This is a genomic window from Endozoicomonas sp. ALB115 (genome assembly GCF_049310245.1).
Taxonomy (GTDB): Bacteria; Pseudomonadota; Gammaproteobacteria; order Pseudomonadales; family Endozoicomonadaceae; genus Endozoicomonas.
The window spans coordinates 60723-78648 of record NZ_JBLYZG010000012.1 but is presented as its reverse complement, the minus strand read 5'-3'; the positions used below and the strand labels follow the sequence as shown (position 1 = coordinate 78648).

Genomic DNA, 17926 nt, shown 5'->3' with positions numbered 1-17926 from the left:
GAACCGTCATGCAGCCAGAAAACGCTGCCCGAAAATAAGTTGTTGCCGGATGGATGAGATATCAGTGCCTGACTCCATCAACTCCTGGTACCAAAGGCCATCAGTTACATCACCATACAGGAGCACACCTTTGATGCGATTATTCTGAAGTACCAGTTTGCGATAGATTCCAGCGTCTGAAGCATCCAGTGTCATCACTTGATCCGAGTCAGACGGAATGAACTCACCACTGGAAAACAGGTTGATACCATCAACTTTCAAATTGGTGGGAATGGGGACTGGCGTAAACGTTTGATCATGGTCCCCCAGCAGCGATGCAGCAACAATTTCCGCATGCCGATACACCGGAGCAACCAGACCAAACAACAATGACTGCGCTTCCTGCCCGCCAGTCAGTTGCATCTGCGCACATTCACCCACAGTAAAGATATCCGGATCAGACGTCTGTAGCCGCTCATTGACCAGAACCCCACGGTCGCATGTCAGGCCTGCCTCCTGCATCAGTTGTATGTTAGGCCGGACACCGGCAGTCACCACCACCAGCGATGCAGGCAGATATTCCCCATCAATCTGCACACCACAAACCCGACCATCAACGCCCTGGTAGGATTGCAGCGTAGCACTGCTGCGAAAAGCAATGCCTCTGCCCTCAAGTTCTTTGCGCAATAGCCCACCGGCATGTTGATCCAGCTGTCGGGCCATGGGAATGGGCATATTATCGACGATGGTCACCGACATGCCCCGTTTGGCCAGACCACTGCCACACTCCAGCCCCAGCAAACCACCGCCAATCACCACGGCCTGCCCCTGACCCGCTTCCAGCATCAGGTTGACATCGGCCAGACTGCGAAAGGCCAGAACGCCCTGAAGATCAGCTCCCGGCACCGGAATCTGATTGGGCAAAGAGCCAGTGGCAAGAACAAGACGGTCATAGTCAAACGTATCACCACCGTGGGTGACGACCCGTTTTAATGAGCGATCAATCCGGATCGCTTTGTAGCTCTCGCCCATCAGTAGCTCGATACCCTGCTGCTGATACCAGGCGGCACTTTTCAGCTGAATCCCATCCAGATCGACACTGCCCGCCAACAATTTGGACAGCTGAATCCGGTTATACCCCGGGCAGCCCTCTTCCGAGAGTACGGTCACATGAAAAGGGCACTGACCACCGTTAAATAGATGTTCAAGAAAGCGGACCGAGCCCATACCATTGCCAATAATCACCAGTTTTTGCCGACCATCCGGCTGTTGATAATGGCACATCAGGCAACCTGCTCAGCAACTGGTCTTACCAGCGGTGCAGGCTGCACCTGTATGGCACCTTCATGGACTCGCACCGGGAATACATTGAGGCTGACGGTGTCATCTTCCAGACATTGTCCGGTGGTTAAATCAAAGTGCTGTTTGTAAATAGGCGACGCCACAACAAGATGCCCCTGCAGATCCCCCACAATGCCCCGGGAGATCACATTGACACCACTGAATGGATCAAAGTTATCCAGGGCAAACACCTGATCCTTTACCCGGAATACCGCCACCTGATAAGCACCCACCAGGGCGCAGATGCCCAGGTTTGCAGAAAGTTGTTCATCCTGGCAGATTGTCGTCCACTGGCTCATTAGATAACCTCCTTCAGCTGTATTTTTTCCTGCTTTGTTGCTGGTCGTATCTGATGCCTTTCATCGACAAAAACAACATGGCTGTCCGGCTGGTCACTGTTAATAAAATGGCTGAAACGCTTGAGTTTTTCAGGACTCTCCAGTGTCGTTTTCCACTCACACTGATAGGTGCCCACCAGATGGGTCATTTCATCTTCCAGCGCCTGATTAATGCCAAGGCTGTCGTCTATAATCACTGACTTGAGATAATCCAGACCACCTTCCAGATTATCCAGCCAGACCGAGGTTCTCTGGAGCCGGTCAGCGGTGCGAATATAAAACATCATGAAACGGTCAATATATTTCACCAGGGTTTCATCATCGAGTTCGGTGGCAAACAAGTCAGCATGCCTGGGTTTCATACCGCCATTACCACCAACATAAAGATTCCAGCCTTTCTCGGTGGCAATAACGCCAACATCCTTACTCTGGGCTTCAGCGCATTCCCGGGTGCATCCCGAAACAGCCATTTTGATTTTATGGGGTGAACGCACCCCGCGATAACGGTGCTCAATGGCAATGGCCATACTGGTACTGTCCAGAACACCATAACGACACCAGGTACTGCCGACACAGGATTTAACTGTTCTCAGGGATTTTCCATAGGCATGTCCGGTTTCAAACCCGGCGTCCACCAACCGCTGCCAGATAGCGGGCAACTCATTCACCCGGGCACCAAACAGATCAATTCTCTGCCCGCCGGTGATTTTGGTGTAAAGGTTAAAGTCTCTGGCCACCTCGCCAATAACAATCAGCTTCTGAGGGGTAATTTCACCACCGGGAACCCGTGGAACAATGGAGTAAGTGCCGTCTTTCTGGATATTCCCCAGAAAATAATCGTTGGTGTCCTGCAGCGGGGCATGGTCACTCTTCAGAATGTAATCGTTCCAGCAGGAAGCCAGAATAGAACCAATGGTTGGTTTGCAGATATCACAGCCCATCCCGCGACCATGCTTTTCGATCACCTGAGAGAACGTTGTCAACTCACCCACCCTGACCAGGTGATACAACTCCTGTCGTGAATGGGGAAAGTGTTCACAGATGTCTTTTTTGACTTCGACTCCCAGTTGCGTCAGTTCATGGTCAAGCACCTGTTTTACCAGCTGGGCACAACCACCGCAGCCGGTTCCAGCATTGGTTGCCCCTTTGAGTGCAGCAATATCCTGGCAACCTGCGGCCACTGCATCGACCAGATCCCCCTTACTGACATTAAAGCAAGAACAGATCTGGGCAGTCTCCGGCAGTGCCGCAACACCCAGTCCGGCACTGGCACTGCCATCGCTTTGAGGTAAAATCAACTCAGCCGGATTGGCCGGTGGCACAATGCCATTCAACATCATTTGCAGTAACGTGCCATAGTCGTCTGCATCACCCACCAGCACCGCGCCCAATACCCGCTTTTTGGTTTTGGAAACCACCAGTTTTTTATAAACCTGTTTTTCCTCATCGATAAACTGATAGCTGAGGGAGCCTTTCGTATTGCCATGGGCATCACCAATACTGGCAACATCCACCCCCATCAATTTGAGCTTGGTACTCATATCTGCGCCGGTAAACTGGCTGCTGTCTTTACCGGTTATATGATCAACCGCCACCTGGGCCATTTGGTAACCGGGAGCGACCAGGCCAAATATCCGGTTATCCCACAATGCACACTCACCGATGGCGTAAATCGATTCATCCGAGGTCAGACAGTCGTTATTGATAACGATCCCCCCTCGTTCACCCCTCACCAGCCCGGCCTGTTTTGCCAGTTCATCCCGAGGGCGAATACCCGCCGAGAACAGCACAATATCGGTGTTTAAAACCTCACCATCAGCAAACTGCATTTGATGGACAGTCCCCTCACCATCGGTAATCAGCCGTGTATTCTTGCCGGTATGGATTTGCACACCCAACGCTTCAATTTTCTGTCGCAGCATGGCACCGCCGCCATCATCCACCTGGACCGCCATCAAGCGGGGCGCAAACTCAACAACATGGGTTTCAAGGCCAAGATCCTTTAACGCTTTGGCGGCTTCCAGCCCCAACAGCCCGCCACCAACCACGGTGCCAACCTTGCTGCTGCCAGCCGCTTTGGCAATGGCCTGCAAATCCTCAATGGTGCGATAGACAAAACAGTTGTCCCGCTCATGTCCCGGTACCGGCGGCACAAAAGGATAAGAACCGGTAGCCAGCACCAGTTTGTGGTAATGAATACGTCTCTCTTTATTGGTGGTTAATTCCCGGGTATCACGGTTAATGGCAATAACTGCTTCATCCAGAATCAAGTCAATGCCGTGTTTCTGATAAAAACCGTCAGGCACCATGGACAGATCTTCTGCACTGCGACCACTGAAAAATTCGGACAGATGAACACGGTCGTATGCAGGGCGGGGCTCTTCACCAAAAACAACCACCTGGTATTGCTCTAATCCACCAGCAGCCACCAGTTTTTCCATAAAGCTGTGACCGACCATGCCATTACCGACCACTACCAGGGTTTGTTTCCCGCTCATTTCGGCTAATTCCCCTTTTAATAAACCAAATTCTTCCTCCCCACATGCAGGGGATATGCCAAAACACGCAAAGCGCTGTCACAACAGGATTTGCCGGAGCGGCAGCTTGTTGCCGGTGGCAAAATGCCTTCAGGTTTCCGGCCATCGATAATCCATGCACCAAAATAAGACCAAAAATGTAAGTGAACGACATTCAGGGAATAATTCTGGTGCATCACACTGCTTTGAGGCATCACTGCAAAAGAACGCTTCAGTACTCACACCCGCTTGCCAGTTGACCTGGCGCATAGGAGGCTTTTAAAGTTTCAGAGAATTCAGGTCGATGAAACCTGATTATTGATTAATTTTGATTGAACTACTTATTGGCAAACCTGCGCAGCCTTCTAAAATAGCTTTCCCGCTTTTATTGGTTTCTCTGATATCACACCACTATGGACTATCATTTCCAGCGCAACTTTTCCGGTCGTCCGGAAGCTCAGTTCTCCATGGACCATGAAGCCATGGGCATCTGGCTGACCGAAGAGCTGGGCAGTAACAGGCAACAACTGGAGCACCTGTTACTGGTGGTTGAAAGTCTGGAGAAAGGACAGCGCTGGGAATATTTTGATGATGGCACAGATTATCGCCTTCATCTGACCCGGGATCACGCCGAAGTTCGGGCCGCCCTGCTGGATACCGAAATGGACTGTGAAGAGATGGAAGACCTGGACTATTACGACCATGAATCCATCAGCCACTGTGGCCTGGATGACTTTAAAACTCTCCTGGTTTGCTGGCAGGACTTTCTGAATATCTAGGAGGCTGACCGAGAATAGACTGCCCTACTGCGGTGGCAGCAAATTGGTCTAAAAAGTCGGAATTTTTTAGCAAATAGAACCACTATTTACTAAAAATTTCCGACTTTTTATCCTCAATTTTCTGCCATCCTCGCTACGGGCGCTATTCTCGGTCAGCCTCCTAGGAGAGTAGAATGAACTCCATTCAGAGTTCATCACCAATCCTGAACTGCAATGCCTGAAAGATATGCACTAATTCCGGTGCACAGTCTTTCAACTCCACTCGCAGTGTACTGAACTCCCGACGTTCCGGGTAATCCTTACGCAGCAAATCAAACGTCAGCTTGCGTTGAGATTCTTCAGCCCTTATCAGCCCCTTGCGCATCGTGGCATCATCACGACGAATGTCGTAAACAGAACGGATCGCCCTGGAACAGGTGGTTGAAAAGGTCATTCCCTCACTGAACTTCATCTGTTTCAGTACCGGCAATGGCGTAATCGCAGGCAGACGCACCCTGGCAGGAAGCCCAAAGTGCCGGCACAGTGCCTTGTAAATCATTTCCGTACCGCGAATCTTTCCGTCCAGGCTGTATCCGGCAATATGGGGGGTCGCAATATCGACCCGAGTCATCAATTCCGGGTCAGCATCGGGTTCATACTCCCAGACATCCAGCACAACGGTCAGATCGTCACGCTCGCCCAGACACTGCTTTAAAGCGGCATTATCAATCACAGGCCCCCGCCCTGCATTAATTAACACCGTTCCCTGCTTCATTGCCTTGAGTTGCTGCTCACCGATCAGATAGTGGGTTGGATATGGGCCATCCATTATCAGCGGGGTATGCAGACAAATGACATCCGAACATGCAATCAGTTGATCAACACTGACATAGCGACCACTGTTGCCTTCTGCCAATGCCAGCCAGGGGTCGCAGGCACACACTTCTACCCCAAGCCGCTCCATCATCTGATACAGACGACCACCCACCTGCCCCTTGCCGATAATGCCGACTGTTCGATCACGCAGTTCAAAACCGTCTCGTTCTGCCAGAATATCCAAAGCCGCCAGAACGTATTCAACCACTGCCGTGGCATTGCAACCCGGCGCATGACTGAAAGCAATTCCCCGGCTGGCCAGATACTCCCGGTCGATATGATCAAAACCTGCGGTGGCAGTACCGACGAACTTCAGTGAACTGTTTTCCACCAGCTGCCGACTCACTTTAGTCACGGACCGAACCAGCAAAGCATCCGCATCCTGCACATCCTCCGGTGAAATGTTCCGGCCAGGCAGAGCAACCACCTCCCCCATCGCCCCAAAGCACTCCATCAGCAAGGGAATATTTTCATCAGCCACTATTTTCATACACGATGTTTCATAAAATTGTTGTCATTAACAGCCAGCGCTGACCCTTAAAAAAAGCTAAAAATAATAAACTGGCTATGTTATACCAACATGAAAGCCTCAAAAACAGCATCCCTGCCTGAGGGTCCAGTGATCAAGATAACGGTAGACCGGTTTCCAACCCTGTTATTTGTCTTTGCCCTGATGTTATCCGGATGCTCAGACCACTCCTCGCCTGAGTATTTTCTTGAGGAATACCCCCATCGACTCAGCCGGGTTACCGGTGTCGATATCCCTGAACCAGAGATCGCTATCCCCACGCTGCCCCCGTTAAGACAGCGCGCTTATCCGGCACCCGATCTCCGTATAAAAGCTCTGGAAGCACTGGATTTGCTCAAATGCCCTGCCCTCAGTCAGGCTGTGGCCTACAGAAACAGCAGCCTGGGCAAGCAGATGCTCCCCTCGCAACACTATTTCTATGAGAAAACCCTGTTATCATTGATTCCCCAATGCATCGGCTCTTTACAAAAAACCAATGACAACCGGGAAGTCATTGCCAAACTTCAAGAGATACTCAGCGAAAAACTGGCAACGTTTCCAGCCATTGAGTGGAACCTGGTATTTGCCAATACTGAATTCAGCAAACAGTTGCACAGTCAGGGCAGGTTGCTCGCCATTGACGATCAGGCGAGTTTCCGGGGAACCCGCGAAGCACTTAACTACCTCACCCGATTACTGCCCGATCAATTACTTGAGCCCCCCTATACCGCCACTGATCTGGAACGTCACTTGCAACAGGTTACCACCAGCCGGTACCTGGGAGAACTCATCTACTCCGCTGCCCTGTTAAGTCAGACCCTAAACCATGCTGCCAATATACTGCAGCTTCGTCTGGAAAAAGGGCCTGTTTGCCCCGCTGCTGACCCTGCGGAAGTAGAAAGGCTGCACAATGTCTTTCGACTGTTTTATCGGGAAAAGATTCAGCCCTATCTTGCCAGGGTTGATCAGGAAGGAACCATTATCCGGAATGACTTCAAGCGTCTGCTCTCCCTCTTGCCAGCTGCACCCCGGGATGACATTCAACACTATCTCAGCCTGATCACGCAAGCGTCAAACATTCACAGCCCCTGGTATCAGCTGGAACAGAGCATTAAGCACCATACGACCATCTGGGCTGAATTTCTGGATCAATGTGGCAAAGCACCAGCGTTACAAATTAATTAGCAAAGCTGTCTGAAATTGATCCCAACGGCATGGAAAGGAAACTTTTATTAAAACAAATGGTCAGATTATGTCGCAAATCCCGATCAATTAATTATCAGGAGTATTAGCCAGTGTCCTTGCCCTCCGATAGCCTCAGCAGAGGTGCTGCAAACTTTACTGTTTCCGGCAGTGATTCCGTGCAATCGAGTATTGATAACACTGCTTCTGCAAACAATTCGACTTTTTCTGGCAAGACCGTAGCTGATTCTGGTCAGAAAGGTGAATTTTTACCACAATTGCCGCCGCTCAACACGGAGCCCCCGGGTTTTGCACAAGACATTGCAAAAGATTCAACGTCTATCACTGATCGTTCGATTGCGGCAAGTCAGTCTGACGCTCCCCAGCCATTGGCCAATACGGGCATCCCTGATGATGTAAGAAAGTTAGCAACCATTAGAACCATTTCAGAAATACAGCCTATTAAAAATGCTGATAAAATTGAAGTTGCTACGGTCGATGGCTGGAAAGTGGTTGTTGAAAAATCCGAATTTAAACCAGGCCAATCGGTTATTTTTTGCGAAATTGATAGCGTCTTGCCGGTCAGGGATGAGTACGAGTTTCTCAGAAAATCCTCCCATACAGTCTTACCTGATGGCAGTGAAGGTTTTCGCCTGAAAACCATCAAACTCCGTGGTCAGCTGTCACAAGGCCTGGTGCTGCCGCTTTCATCATTAGGAAATGATGTAACTGTCAATTTGGGGGATGATGTAACCGCAAAACTCGATATAAAAAAATATGAGCGACCGGGAAGCTTATCGGACCGTGACTTTATCAAAGGTTACTTTCCCTTTTTTATTCCAAAGACCGATGAAGAAAGAATACAAAACCTGCATTCTATTTTTGATTCCTTCAAAGATAAAAAATTCTATGTCTCAGAGAAACTGAACGGAACAAGTTCAACATTTTATTTGAGAAATAACGATTTCGGTATTTGCTCAAAGAACTACGAACTGAAAACAGATAGAGTTCACCCACTGGGTAAGGTAGCCAGTAAGAATGACATTGAATCAAAGCTCAGGAGCCTGGGAAAAAATATAGCGATCCAGGCTGAAGTCGTCGGTCACAAAATAGAAGCTAATCCATACGAACTCGAGGAACTCCAGCTTTTTGTGTTTAATATTTATGATATTGACAAACAGTCATATATAAAAAAGGCAGAAATGGAAAAAATATGCCAGGAAATAGGTTTACCCACCTGCCCTGTTGTGTCCAATAACAAGGAGCTGGCTGCAACTATTGATAAGGTATTGGTGGATGCTAACGGAAAATCAAAGTTAAACAATCAGAAAAAACGAGAAGGTCTGGTCTATGTATTCGACGGCAACGATCCGGAGGAAAGAATCTCTTTTAAAGTGGTTTCCAACAATTATCTGTTAAAAGACAATCCCGTCAAAGCAGCACATTAATACATCGTTTCACTGATTTCCCGTTTCTGCTCTACAGCAGTCCCGGGACATCAGCAGCAAAAACGCTGAACAATCCCGGAATTACAAAAATAAAAAACAATTATTCTCATTTTTATCTACATGTGTAATCAGAATCTTTTCAACCCGGAATCCCTGCAATGCCCCCTATACTCACTTCCTGCATAACCCTGACGCCAACGTCTGATTCGGCTGGCACTGATAGCAACATCGACCCGGAGCAGGCTTCTGGCTGGTCACGCTACTGGAATATCAGTAAGTCGATAGCTAAATCCATCCATCCGGGCTTTGACCCCCATCAAGGGTCTGATCAGCCGGATACCCCATGGATACAACTGAATATTCAACCCAGAGAGCTGGCCCTGCGCCTGGTCCAGAAAACCATACCGGCCAATAGCTATCTGAATACCATTAATCAACTCGTCATGGCCTGTATGGCGCTGGCCAGCCTGCCCGGTTGTGACGGGGCTTCTTCAGAGGGGAGCAATCCTGCCAGCACTCATGGTTCGGCCACAGTCAACACCACTGGCAGTAACAAACCAACAAAGCGGGCCAGCAGTCCTGACACAAGTTCAGCACCCACCACGGCAGCCTCAACCGCCCCCACGGGCAGCAGGGGCAAACCGATTCCTGTTGATGGAGCCGCAGTCCTGGCCAAAGTCGGAAAGGATCCCTGTTGTCCAGCCAATGGTACCTACGCACAGACCACTGATATTGATGCTGGCAACCACTCGCCTATCCCGCACTTCACCGGTGAGTACAACGGTAACGGCAATACCATCAGCAACCTGAAGGGCTGCCTGTTTAACAGCCTGGAGGGCAATGGAACAGTCCGCAATCTCACAATTACTAATGGCCATATTGACCGTGCAGGACTGCCCGGGACTAACGACACAGGCAGTGCAGCACTGGTTGCCTGTACCATGTCAGGGGGCTCAAGGCAGGAAAACATCGTCGTAGAAAATTCAAAGATCAGGGTTACAGCTGTAAAACCCTGGGTACAACAACACAGACAGCTGGGGATGCTGGCAGGCAAGATGAACGACAGCGCCGTACTCAGGGACAACCAGATCAACAACGTCAACATTGCTATTCAGGGCAGTGGGATTGACGTCGGCATGCTGGCCGGGCAAGCACTGGATAGAGCCACCATCGACAGCAACCAGGTTGAAAACTGCAAGGTATTCCTCTCAGGAATTGGCAGCGGCAGACGTACCTTGAACAGGTCCCGGGCCGAGACCAATATCAACATCGGCCTGATCGCAGGGAAAATAGTTGGTAACGAACATAACAATGTGGTCGTTAAAAACTCAACGTTGATTCATAACCGCATTGAAAGCTCTCCGGGCATTTTCGCGGCCAATATCGGTGGTGTTGCCGGCAGGGCCGATTTTGCCCGTATTGAAGATACGCAGGCCCACAATCAAAACAAAATTCATTATCATTCCATAATAATTGATGGACGCATCGCAATGGTGGTTGCTGATGCCCGTCATTGCACAATTCTGGATACTACCACCCGCGACAACCACCTGCAGGCAACCGTTAACTCTTTCTTACCGGCACATGTTGGTATCGTTACCGCAGATTGTCACAATAGCACCATCAAACATACCCTGGACATCGACTCTGATCTGGAGTTGTCCCAGAGCAGCTTTCGAGAAGATTCGGCGGGAGGCCATGCGGCCGTTGCTGCGGCTGTTGCCGAAGGCTGTAGCATTCATAACACAACTGCCAGAGAGACGATAATCGATGCTGAAACGGACAAAAGTTCCGTTGCAATTGCTGCGGCGTTTAACGATGCTGACACCACAGTACACCAAACAACCGCCGTTGACTGTGGACTATTTGCCTGGGAAAAAGACACGAACCGTTATACAGGAAGTGCAGCGGTCGGTGTTGCTGCCGGTCGCCAGGATAACTTTGGCAGTATCAGCGATACCCGGGTCTGCGGCAGTGTCATCAAAGGGTATCGCGCCGGCTTAGCAGCTGGTGATCCTCATCGCAACTTTTCCGGCACAGTTGCCTGCAATACTGAGTTAACCAGTTTTGCTGATGGTATCAGCACTACGGTAAATCTTGCCTGCGATAATGCCAGTTGCCCCGCAACCGAAAGAGCCGACAGCTCAAGTGTGGCCACCAGTGACCGGATACCAGCCACCATTAAACACTTGTCGTCAACAGAAATACCCTCCCGGCAAAATGGGTCGTCACTATCTGCTGCGGCCGGTAACGGGATCGTCAACAGCACGGCTTCAGCCCTTCATAATAACAGCGAGGAAGTTGACGTTGAATTTCCAACAGCCCTGACCAGCGGCATTGTGGCAGGGGGGATGATTGCCGGTGGTGTGACCCTTTATGCCCTGTACCAGTGGTACCAGGGCTACTGGCAAGGGTTAAAAGGTAAAGCGTTGGCCATCTACCCGCTTACCCGGATCAAAGAAACCATAAGCCAGCGTTTTTCCACCGCAAACCCTGATACAGGCCTGGAGTTGTCTGAATTAGTAGGCGCAAGTGATACCAGCCTGAGTAGTTAACCAAATGAAATCAGGCGTCAGGTCTCTCTCCGTAAAAGATCTGGCACCTGAGTTTTTATGACTCACGGTCTAAATCACCAGTTCAAAATAACCTGAGTATCATCACAGTTTTATCGAAAAAAAACTAACAACCTCCATCGCCACCGCCACCGCCATCACAGCTGCCACCGCCGCCGCCACCGCCATCACAATCACCATCATCAAGGACAAAGGCACCGAAACTGTAGGAATGACCATGGTTATTATCTGATGGTCTTTTTTTCAAAAAATCAGCACGTCTCGGCAATGCTCCACGACGCTCTAGCTCATCGAGGAGAAAGCCGTTTTGATAGTAGTTACTGTAGTAATGAGCATAAGTATATGCTGACCACCAATTAGGATTTTTTGATTGAAAATAGACGGTATCATTAATATTTTGCAAAGCACCCGGGGTCTTAAGAAGGGATAACACAGTTTGGGTTTTGCCTTTTTTTAATGCCAGCATCAGGAGCGTTTCGCCACGAGCTGTCTTACAGTTGAGATTTAACAATGGCTGCCCTTTACTATTTGTCAAATTAGCCAGATACTTCGTTGTTATTGGCCGATCATAATAGCCCGTCACTACATCCATGATAATCTTGGATCTTATCGGTTCTTGTTGTAATTCGGTGACCAGACATTCGTTTTTTTCCAGTAAAGCATCGCATAATAGCCAATTCTTTTCCGAGATTGCATATTTAAAGGCATAAAGGGCAAGTAGCATTTCCTCCTTGCCTTGTGCAACCTTAATCCTGGCATTAGGCTGACGCTTAAGCACTTGTAAAGTAAGTTCATATTGCTGCTTATCGGTAATCTTTTTCTTATCCCTGGCACAAAAAATTATTTCCAATAAATGATAATCAGATTTGTTGTGTGTATCCACGCAGGTTTCTTTATCGAGCAATAAACTAACCATTTCCCAGTGTTTTGCCCGGGCTGCGGCCATTATTGGTGTGTTACCACTTTTAAGGCTTTGATAATTGATATCAACACCCGCCTTTCTCAAAAGACTTTCAAGGCACACCAGATTATTCGCAACGGCTTTTCTATACAACCTTCGAGCAGATTTCGTTTTGACAAACGTATCCAGCAGCCGTTCGGCTTGTAGCAGTGAACCGCAAACTGAGCCATCAGGAAAACAATCATGGGTTGAATTTTTGAAGAAATCACTCACTGCTTTTTTTACCAATCCATTCTGCTTGAAGTTCTGCCAGAAACCGAGACTTGTGTTGAGTTGAATTTCTGAGCAGGGATCTCCTGCGAGCAATATCCTTTTCAGCAGCACTTTATTACTGATCGTTTCTTTTCCTGGACTTGTCTGCTGCATCACATTTGTGAGCAGGGAGGTCATATTTCTTTTTTCAGCCGTGGTTCGATCAGCAAGTTTAACCCCCCCTGAATAATCACAAGAGGGACACTTTCCCATAACTGGCAGTTTTTTACCCCAGCTGCCAACGCTGGTTTTTCCACGTCCCGGGAAATAACCCGTGTGATCGGGTTGATTCAGTTTCAATCCATTTTTCAAACCAGAGGCTGAAGGATACGCAATTTCTACGGTTACATTTACTTTTATGGTTGGAAGCATCAGTTTATCCTTACTTGTTAATTATTTTAGTTATTCATTTATCTTATATTATGAGTCGAAAAGTTATCCAAAAGTTCCCTGATTCAAAATATGAAGCTATATAGATAGTTATTGCATCAGATACCCACTTAAGTATCTAACCATATGAAAAATAGCCAAGGGAAAACAACCTGTGCCGACAAGGATAAATGGCAACGCTGTGGAGAAAGACTGAAGGAGCAATTTGCCTTCGATGAGCCTTACATCAGGGAACTTTGTGCTCTCAAATATGTACCAGAACCCGGTGAGAGAGCTCCAGAGGCGGACAGCGGTCAATTTATCTATCTCGAAGCGCGATTAAGCGACTTATTTGACACCATTGATAATCTCTGATGAATCAACTTGCATGGAACTTTCTTATCAGAACGATGTCCAAAAAGAATAACTATTGCATCTCTATCGGTGCATTGCATGAAATTTATTGAAATTTCAGTCTTTGACAATGGAAAATAACTTAGGGAAAACAAACTATGAAAAGTATTTCTGAAATTGCAGCTTCCGCCGGTAATATATTGATTGAGGCGATTAAAGCTCCGTTTAAACTGATCGGCTATTGCTTCGGCAGGGTCGTAAAGGCTATTTCGTCTGCCTTTAATTACCTGTCCTGTAGATCAGACAACTCCGAACAGAGTCAAGCTCCCAACAAAACCCTGGATTCACGCACGGTTTCAACTGATACGGTTTCAACTGAAAAGCTAGAAGATGATGTGCTTGAGAATTTGCACACCTCATTTACAAACTGCCTGGAGCTTTACTTGAATCTTTTAGAAGAGTTAAAACAAAAGGCCTACTATATATTTATTGCCAAAAATATTATTTCCAGCAATCTTAAGGTTAATCCTACAAAAATCAAAAGGAAAAACATTGACAAGGATATTATCATTTTAAAGGAAGTTAACAAAACTCTGGATTTAGGTTTTAGTGATAAATTCTTTGATATTCCGCCAGATTCTCAACCAAACAATGCTGGGTTTATCAAAATTATAAAAGAATTTAAGCAACCGCTTGAATCATTGATCCATACTACTCGTCCTGAAAAATATAAGCTTCATGACTCAATTAAACCCATTAAGCTTATACGATATAAAATTAACCAGATGATTGCTACCAAATCTGCTGACAAGGACAAATGGCAACTCTGCGGTCATCAACTGGAAAGTCGTTTTGAATTTGATGCCCCTTACTTCAGGGAAATTTGCAATCTCAAATATGTACCAGAACCCGATGGAAAAGCGCCAAAGGCGGACATTGGTCACTTTAATGAACTTGATGCACAATTAAGAAACTTATTTAACACCGTTGATAATCTGTAACTAACAGGTATCTGAATATAATCAAATGAACGATTGGGAACGGGAACCATAAACCTACAAATATGTCAAAGCCGGGTTGCTGACCGAGAATAGACTACCCTACTCGACAGTAAATTGATCGGCCTCCCGGGAGGATTATCATACAAATGATAAACACATGAATTCAGCACATTTAAATGCTTCAGGTGCAAAAATTGAGGCCATAGCCTCATATTTATTGACCAGGGCCAGTTCTGAGCAACCAGTATCGGGCACAACGTCCTCTCACAGAGAGGTAAGAGTTCAAGGCCAGCCTCTTGGCTTGGGCATAAAACCAAAGCATGGGGAGGAAAGGTCTGTGGCTCAAGACCTCAGGGAGAGAATGTGCAAATTAACCACCCCTGAAAACCAGGTTGCTGGCGGACAGGGTCAACAGCCTTCAGGGCCAGGTCAGGCAAGTCAACGTGTCGGATTTTATCACCCGACTGGGTTTTACGGTCAAAACTCACAAACTAATGAACAGCAGTTCCTGCAGTCCAGTAAAGCAGCCCTGCCATCAAAAAAGCGCAAGACTCATCGATGTTTGTTCGATGGTTGCGGTAAAACATTTACCCGCAATGAGCATCTGAAAAGACACCAACTCACTCATCTGGGTCACAGACCATTGAAATGTGAGTTTGAGGGTTGTGATAGCAGATTTTATTATCAGTCTGTTCTGAAAAGACATCGACGCATTCATACGGGAGAGAGACCGTTTGAATGTAAGAATTGCGATAAACGCTTTATCCAGAAGAGTAATCTGGAAATGCACAAACTCACTCATACAGGGGAGAAGCCGCATGAATGTGAGATTTGCAAAAAAGGATTTATCAGAAAGGGATGTTTGACAAGACACAAACTCACTCATACAGGGGAGAAGCCGCATAAATGTGAGATATGCAATAAAGGATTTATCAGAAAGGGATGTTTGACAAGACACAAACGCACTCATACAGGGGAGAGGCCGTATGAATGTGAGATTTGCAATAAAGGATTTATCAGAAAGGCAAATCTGGAAAGACACAAACGCGTTCATACGAGTTAGAAGCTATTCAAAATGAAGATGCTTCTATATCAAGGCCAGCTTATTGAGTGCGAATGGCCTGCCACGCCTCTAACGCTTTAGCCCGGGACTTTTTCAAATCAACCACAGGCGATGGGTAATTTTCCCCCAGGATAACACCTGACTGATAAAGGACATTGTCGTCGGCTTCCCAGGGCGCAAACAGATACTTATTCGGTACCCCGGAAAGCTCAGGTACATATCGACGTATATACTCGCCATCAGGATCAAACTTCTGCCCCTGGGTAACCGGATTAAAAACCCGGAAATAGGGTGCCGCATCCGCACCTGAACCCGCCACCCATTGCCAGCTTGCCGAGTTGCTGGACAGATCAGCGTCCACCAGGCAGTCCCAGAACCAGGCTTCCCCATGCCGCCAAGGCTGTAGCAGATTTTTGACCAGAAATGAGCCGACGATCATTCTCACCCGGTTGTGCATAAACCCGGTTTGCCGAAGTTCGCGCATCCCGGCATCGACAATGGGGATACCGGTCAGTCCCTTCTGCCACCGCCTGAGTTTTTCGGGATCATCCTGCCAGGGAAAGCCGTCAAACTTTGGCTGGAAATTTTGCTCCGGCAGTGTTGGGAAGTGGTACAGCAAATAGTAAGAAAACTCACGCCAGCCCAGTTCTGAGTGAAAACAGTCAAGGTCCGTCTCCACATTACTGTCGGTTGCAGCAGCCGCCGACGCGTACCAGACCTGATTGGGGGATACCTCACCAAAATGAAGATGGGCAGACAGTTGTGAAATGCTGCGCCTGGCAGGGAAATCACGCCCTACTTTATACCCATTCAGCCCCTCGCCCAGAAAATCCTGGAGTTTGTTTTTTGCCGCTGTCTCACCAACCCCTCTGCCCTGCTCACACCAGTAGGCATACAGATTATGGTCCCAGCGCACCTGTTTTGCCTCACCGGCAGACTCAGGATTATGGGCGGGGACAAAACCTCCGGCTGGCAATAGCTCAAGGTCATTGATGTCGCTTTTCGAGGTGGTATCAACACACCGGATTTTTTTCGGTACCGGCAATGGCTCCCTGGGCGGTTCAGCTACCAGGCACCCTTTGCGATAGTAAGGCGTAAATACCCGGTAGGGCGTTCGATCCTTTTTCAGCACGGTCCATGGTTCCCAGAGCAGGGAACCATTGAAGCTTTTGACTTCCAGCCCGTCATTTCGCAGGGCTTTCTTTATTTGCTGATCCCGCTGGATCCGCCAGGGCTCATAGCAGCGATTCCAATAAACGGCATCCACCTTATATTCCGCCGCCACCTCCGGAAGCACTTTTGCCGCGTCGCCCTGAAGCACCAGCAGTCGGCCTTTCAGAGCGTCGTTTAATGCTGCCAGTGAGTGGTGCAGCCACCAGCGGCTGGCCCTGCCGGGAGCCCATTGACCGGCAGAGTGATCATCCAGAATAAATACCGGAAGCACCTGGCCATTGCCAGCCGCCTCGAACAGAGAGGGGTTATCAGACAACCTGAGATCCTGACGAAACCAGTGAATAATAACCATCTTGTCTCCTTAGGTTTTGCACCATCAAAAAGGCAGCTTTTCGCCATCCCAGGCAAACATGTGACCACTGCCCCCTGGTGTCAACTGATCAATCACATGCAAAAGCCGTTCTGCCGAGTAGTCCGCTGAAAAGAGTTTACCCTCAGGCACGCCGGACTGAAACGGCATGGACAAATGACTATCCACTGTGCCCGGATGCAATGCAGCAATAATCGATGCTTTGTTTTTTCTGGCAATTTCGATGGCCAGGCTCTTGATAATCATATTCAGCGCTGCCTTTGATGCCCGGTAGGCATACCAGCCGCCTAATTGATTATCAGAAATGCTGCCCACTCTGCCGGATAACACGGCAAACACATTCTTACGGTTTCTGGCCAGCTTGGGAAGAAAATATTTGGCAACCATGGCGGGTCCGGTGGTATTGACGGCGAAGATTCTGGCAAAGTGATCGGGCTGGAAATCCTTGATGGATTTTTCCGGCTTCAGGCCTTCCCCCTCATGGAGGATACCGGTGGTGACTAACACCAGGTCCAACGGCTCCGAAATTTGCTCCGCACCCTTGGCAATGCTGTTTTCATCCAGAAGATCCATGGGGTGAAAAACGGTTTTATTCACCTGGCCAAACTCAGGTTCACTGCGTGAAAAGGCATAAATTCTGGTGACTGTTGGTACCTGCTCCAGCCAATGGACCATGGCTTTGCCGATGGCACCGGAGGCTCCGATGACAGCAACATGCAAGCCCTCGGCAAATGAGTCCAGTTTCAATTCTGTCATGGAGCACTCCATATATCTGGCTAGAAAACCTTATTTAGAAGACAGCCTCAGGCAGACAGGCTGAATGGCGTTGCGTTTAACCGATTATTTCTATAAAAACTTCTCTAC

General features: G+C 48.3%; 13 protein-coding genes. 6 read left to right on the top strand and 7 right to left on the bottom strand.

What is annotated here, in order from left to right; all coding sequences use genetic code 11:
• Window positions 1-6 precede the first annotated feature (6 nt).
• The 3 genes from ACO6VE_RS08005 to nirB are packed head-to-tail and all read right to left on the bottom strand — an operon-like array spanning window position 7 to window position 4156.
• Window positions 7-1263 carry an NAD(P)/FAD-dependent oxidoreductase gene (locus ACO6VE_RS08005; protein WP_422460724.1) on the bottom strand — a complete coding sequence of 419 codons (1257 nt, stop codon included), beginning with the start codon at window positions 1261-1263 and terminating at the stop codon, window positions 7-9.
• A complete protein-coding gene (gene nirD, locus ACO6VE_RS08000; protein ID WP_422445998.1) occupies window positions 1263-1619 on the bottom strand; it encodes a nitrite reductase small subunit NirD in 357 nt (118 codons plus the stop codon). The genes ACO6VE_RS08005 and nirD overlap by 1 nt, the downstream gene beginning before the upstream one ends.
• The gene (gene nirB / locus ACO6VE_RS07995) at window positions 1619-4156 is read right to left on the bottom strand and encodes a nitrite reductase large subunit NirB (RefSeq protein ID WP_422446000.1); all 2538 of its coding nucleotides are present in this window, start codon (window positions 4154-4156) and stop codon (window positions 1619-1621) included. Before nirB ends, nirD begins: the two co-directional genes overlap by 1 nt.
• Window positions 4157-4587: 431 nt before the next feature.
• Here nirB and ACO6VE_RS07990 point away from each other — a divergent pair, with 431 nt between their 5' ends.
• Complete coding sequence (locus ACO6VE_RS07990; protein ID WP_422460722.1) at window positions 4588-4953, top strand: YacL family protein; 366 nt, start codon at window positions 4588-4590, stop codon at window positions 4951-4953.
• A gap of 184 nt (window positions 4954-5137) precedes the next feature.
• Here ACO6VE_RS07990 and pdxB read toward each other — a convergent pair whose 3' ends face one another.
• Entirely contained in the window at window positions 5138-6298 is a 1161-nt protein-coding gene (gene pdxB / locus ACO6VE_RS07985) for a 4-phosphoerythronate dehydrogenase PdxB (RefSeq protein ID WP_422446004.1), read from the bottom strand.
• A gap of 129 nt (window positions 6299-6427) precedes the next feature.
• Between pdxB and ACO6VE_RS07980 the strand changes: the two genes are divergently transcribed.
• The 3 genes from ACO6VE_RS07980 to ACO6VE_RS07970 all read left to right on the top strand — a co-directional run bounded on the left by ACO6VE_RS07980 (window position 6428) and on the right by ACO6VE_RS07970 (window position 11501).
• Window positions 6428-7501 (top strand): DUF3080 family protein, encoded by a 1074-nt coding sequence (locus ACO6VE_RS07980; RefSeq protein ID WP_422446006.1) that lies wholly within the window; start codon window positions 6428-6430, stop codon window positions 7499-7501.
• A 110-nt stretch (window positions 7502-7611) separates the two neighbouring features.
• Complete coding sequence (locus tag ACO6VE_RS07975) at window positions 7612-8946, top strand: RNA ligase (ATP) (protein WP_422446008.1); 1335 nt, start codon at window positions 7612-7614, stop codon at window positions 8944-8946.
• Window positions 8947-9104: 158 nt separating this feature from the next.
• Window positions 9105-11501 carry a hypothetical protein gene (locus ACO6VE_RS07970; RefSeq protein WP_422446010.1) on the top strand — a complete coding sequence of 799 codons (2397 nt, stop codon included), beginning with the start codon at window positions 9105-9107 and terminating at the stop codon, window positions 11499-11501.
• A 124-nt stretch (window positions 11502-11625) separates the two neighbouring features.
• On the opposite strand, the gene ACO6VE_RS07965 is transcribed toward ACO6VE_RS07970, so the two are convergent.
• Window positions 11626-13104, bottom strand: coding sequence for an ankyrin repeat domain-containing protein (locus ACO6VE_RS07965; protein ID WP_422446012.1), 1479 nt, complete (start codon window positions 13102-13104; stop codon window positions 11626-11628).
• Window positions 13105-13248: 144 nt separating this feature from the next.
• Between ACO6VE_RS07965 and ACO6VE_RS07960 the strand changes: the two genes are divergently transcribed.
• Together ACO6VE_RS07960 and ACO6VE_RS07955 are read left to right on the top strand one after the other, a co-directional pair.
• On the top strand, window positions 13249-13476 hold the full coding sequence (locus ACO6VE_RS07960) for a hypothetical protein (RefSeq protein WP_422460720.1): 228 nt from the start codon (window positions 13249-13251) through the stop codon (window positions 13474-13476).
• 137 nt (window positions 13477-13613) lie between these two features.
• Window positions 13614-14456, top strand: a complete 843-nt coding sequence (locus ACO6VE_RS07955) for a hypothetical protein (RefSeq protein WP_422460718.1) — start codon at window positions 13614-13616, stop codon at window positions 14454-14456.
• A 1103-nt stretch (window positions 14457-15559) separates the two neighbouring features.
• Here ACO6VE_RS07955 and ACO6VE_RS07950 read toward each other — a convergent pair.
• Together ACO6VE_RS07950 and ACO6VE_RS07945 are read right to left on the bottom strand one after the other, a co-directional pair.
• Window positions 15560-17044: a cryptochrome/photolyase family protein gene (locus tag ACO6VE_RS07950; RefSeq protein ID WP_422446021.1), complete on the bottom strand. Its 1485-nt coding sequence runs from the start codon at window positions 17042-17044 to the stop codon at window positions 15560-15562.
• A gap of 24 nt (window positions 17045-17068) precedes the next feature.
• A complete protein-coding gene (locus ACO6VE_RS07945; RefSeq protein WP_422446023.1) occupies window positions 17069-17818 on the bottom strand; it encodes an SDR family NAD(P)-dependent oxidoreductase in 750 nt (249 codons plus the stop codon).
• Between the last annotated feature and the right edge of the window lie 108 nt (window positions 17819-17926).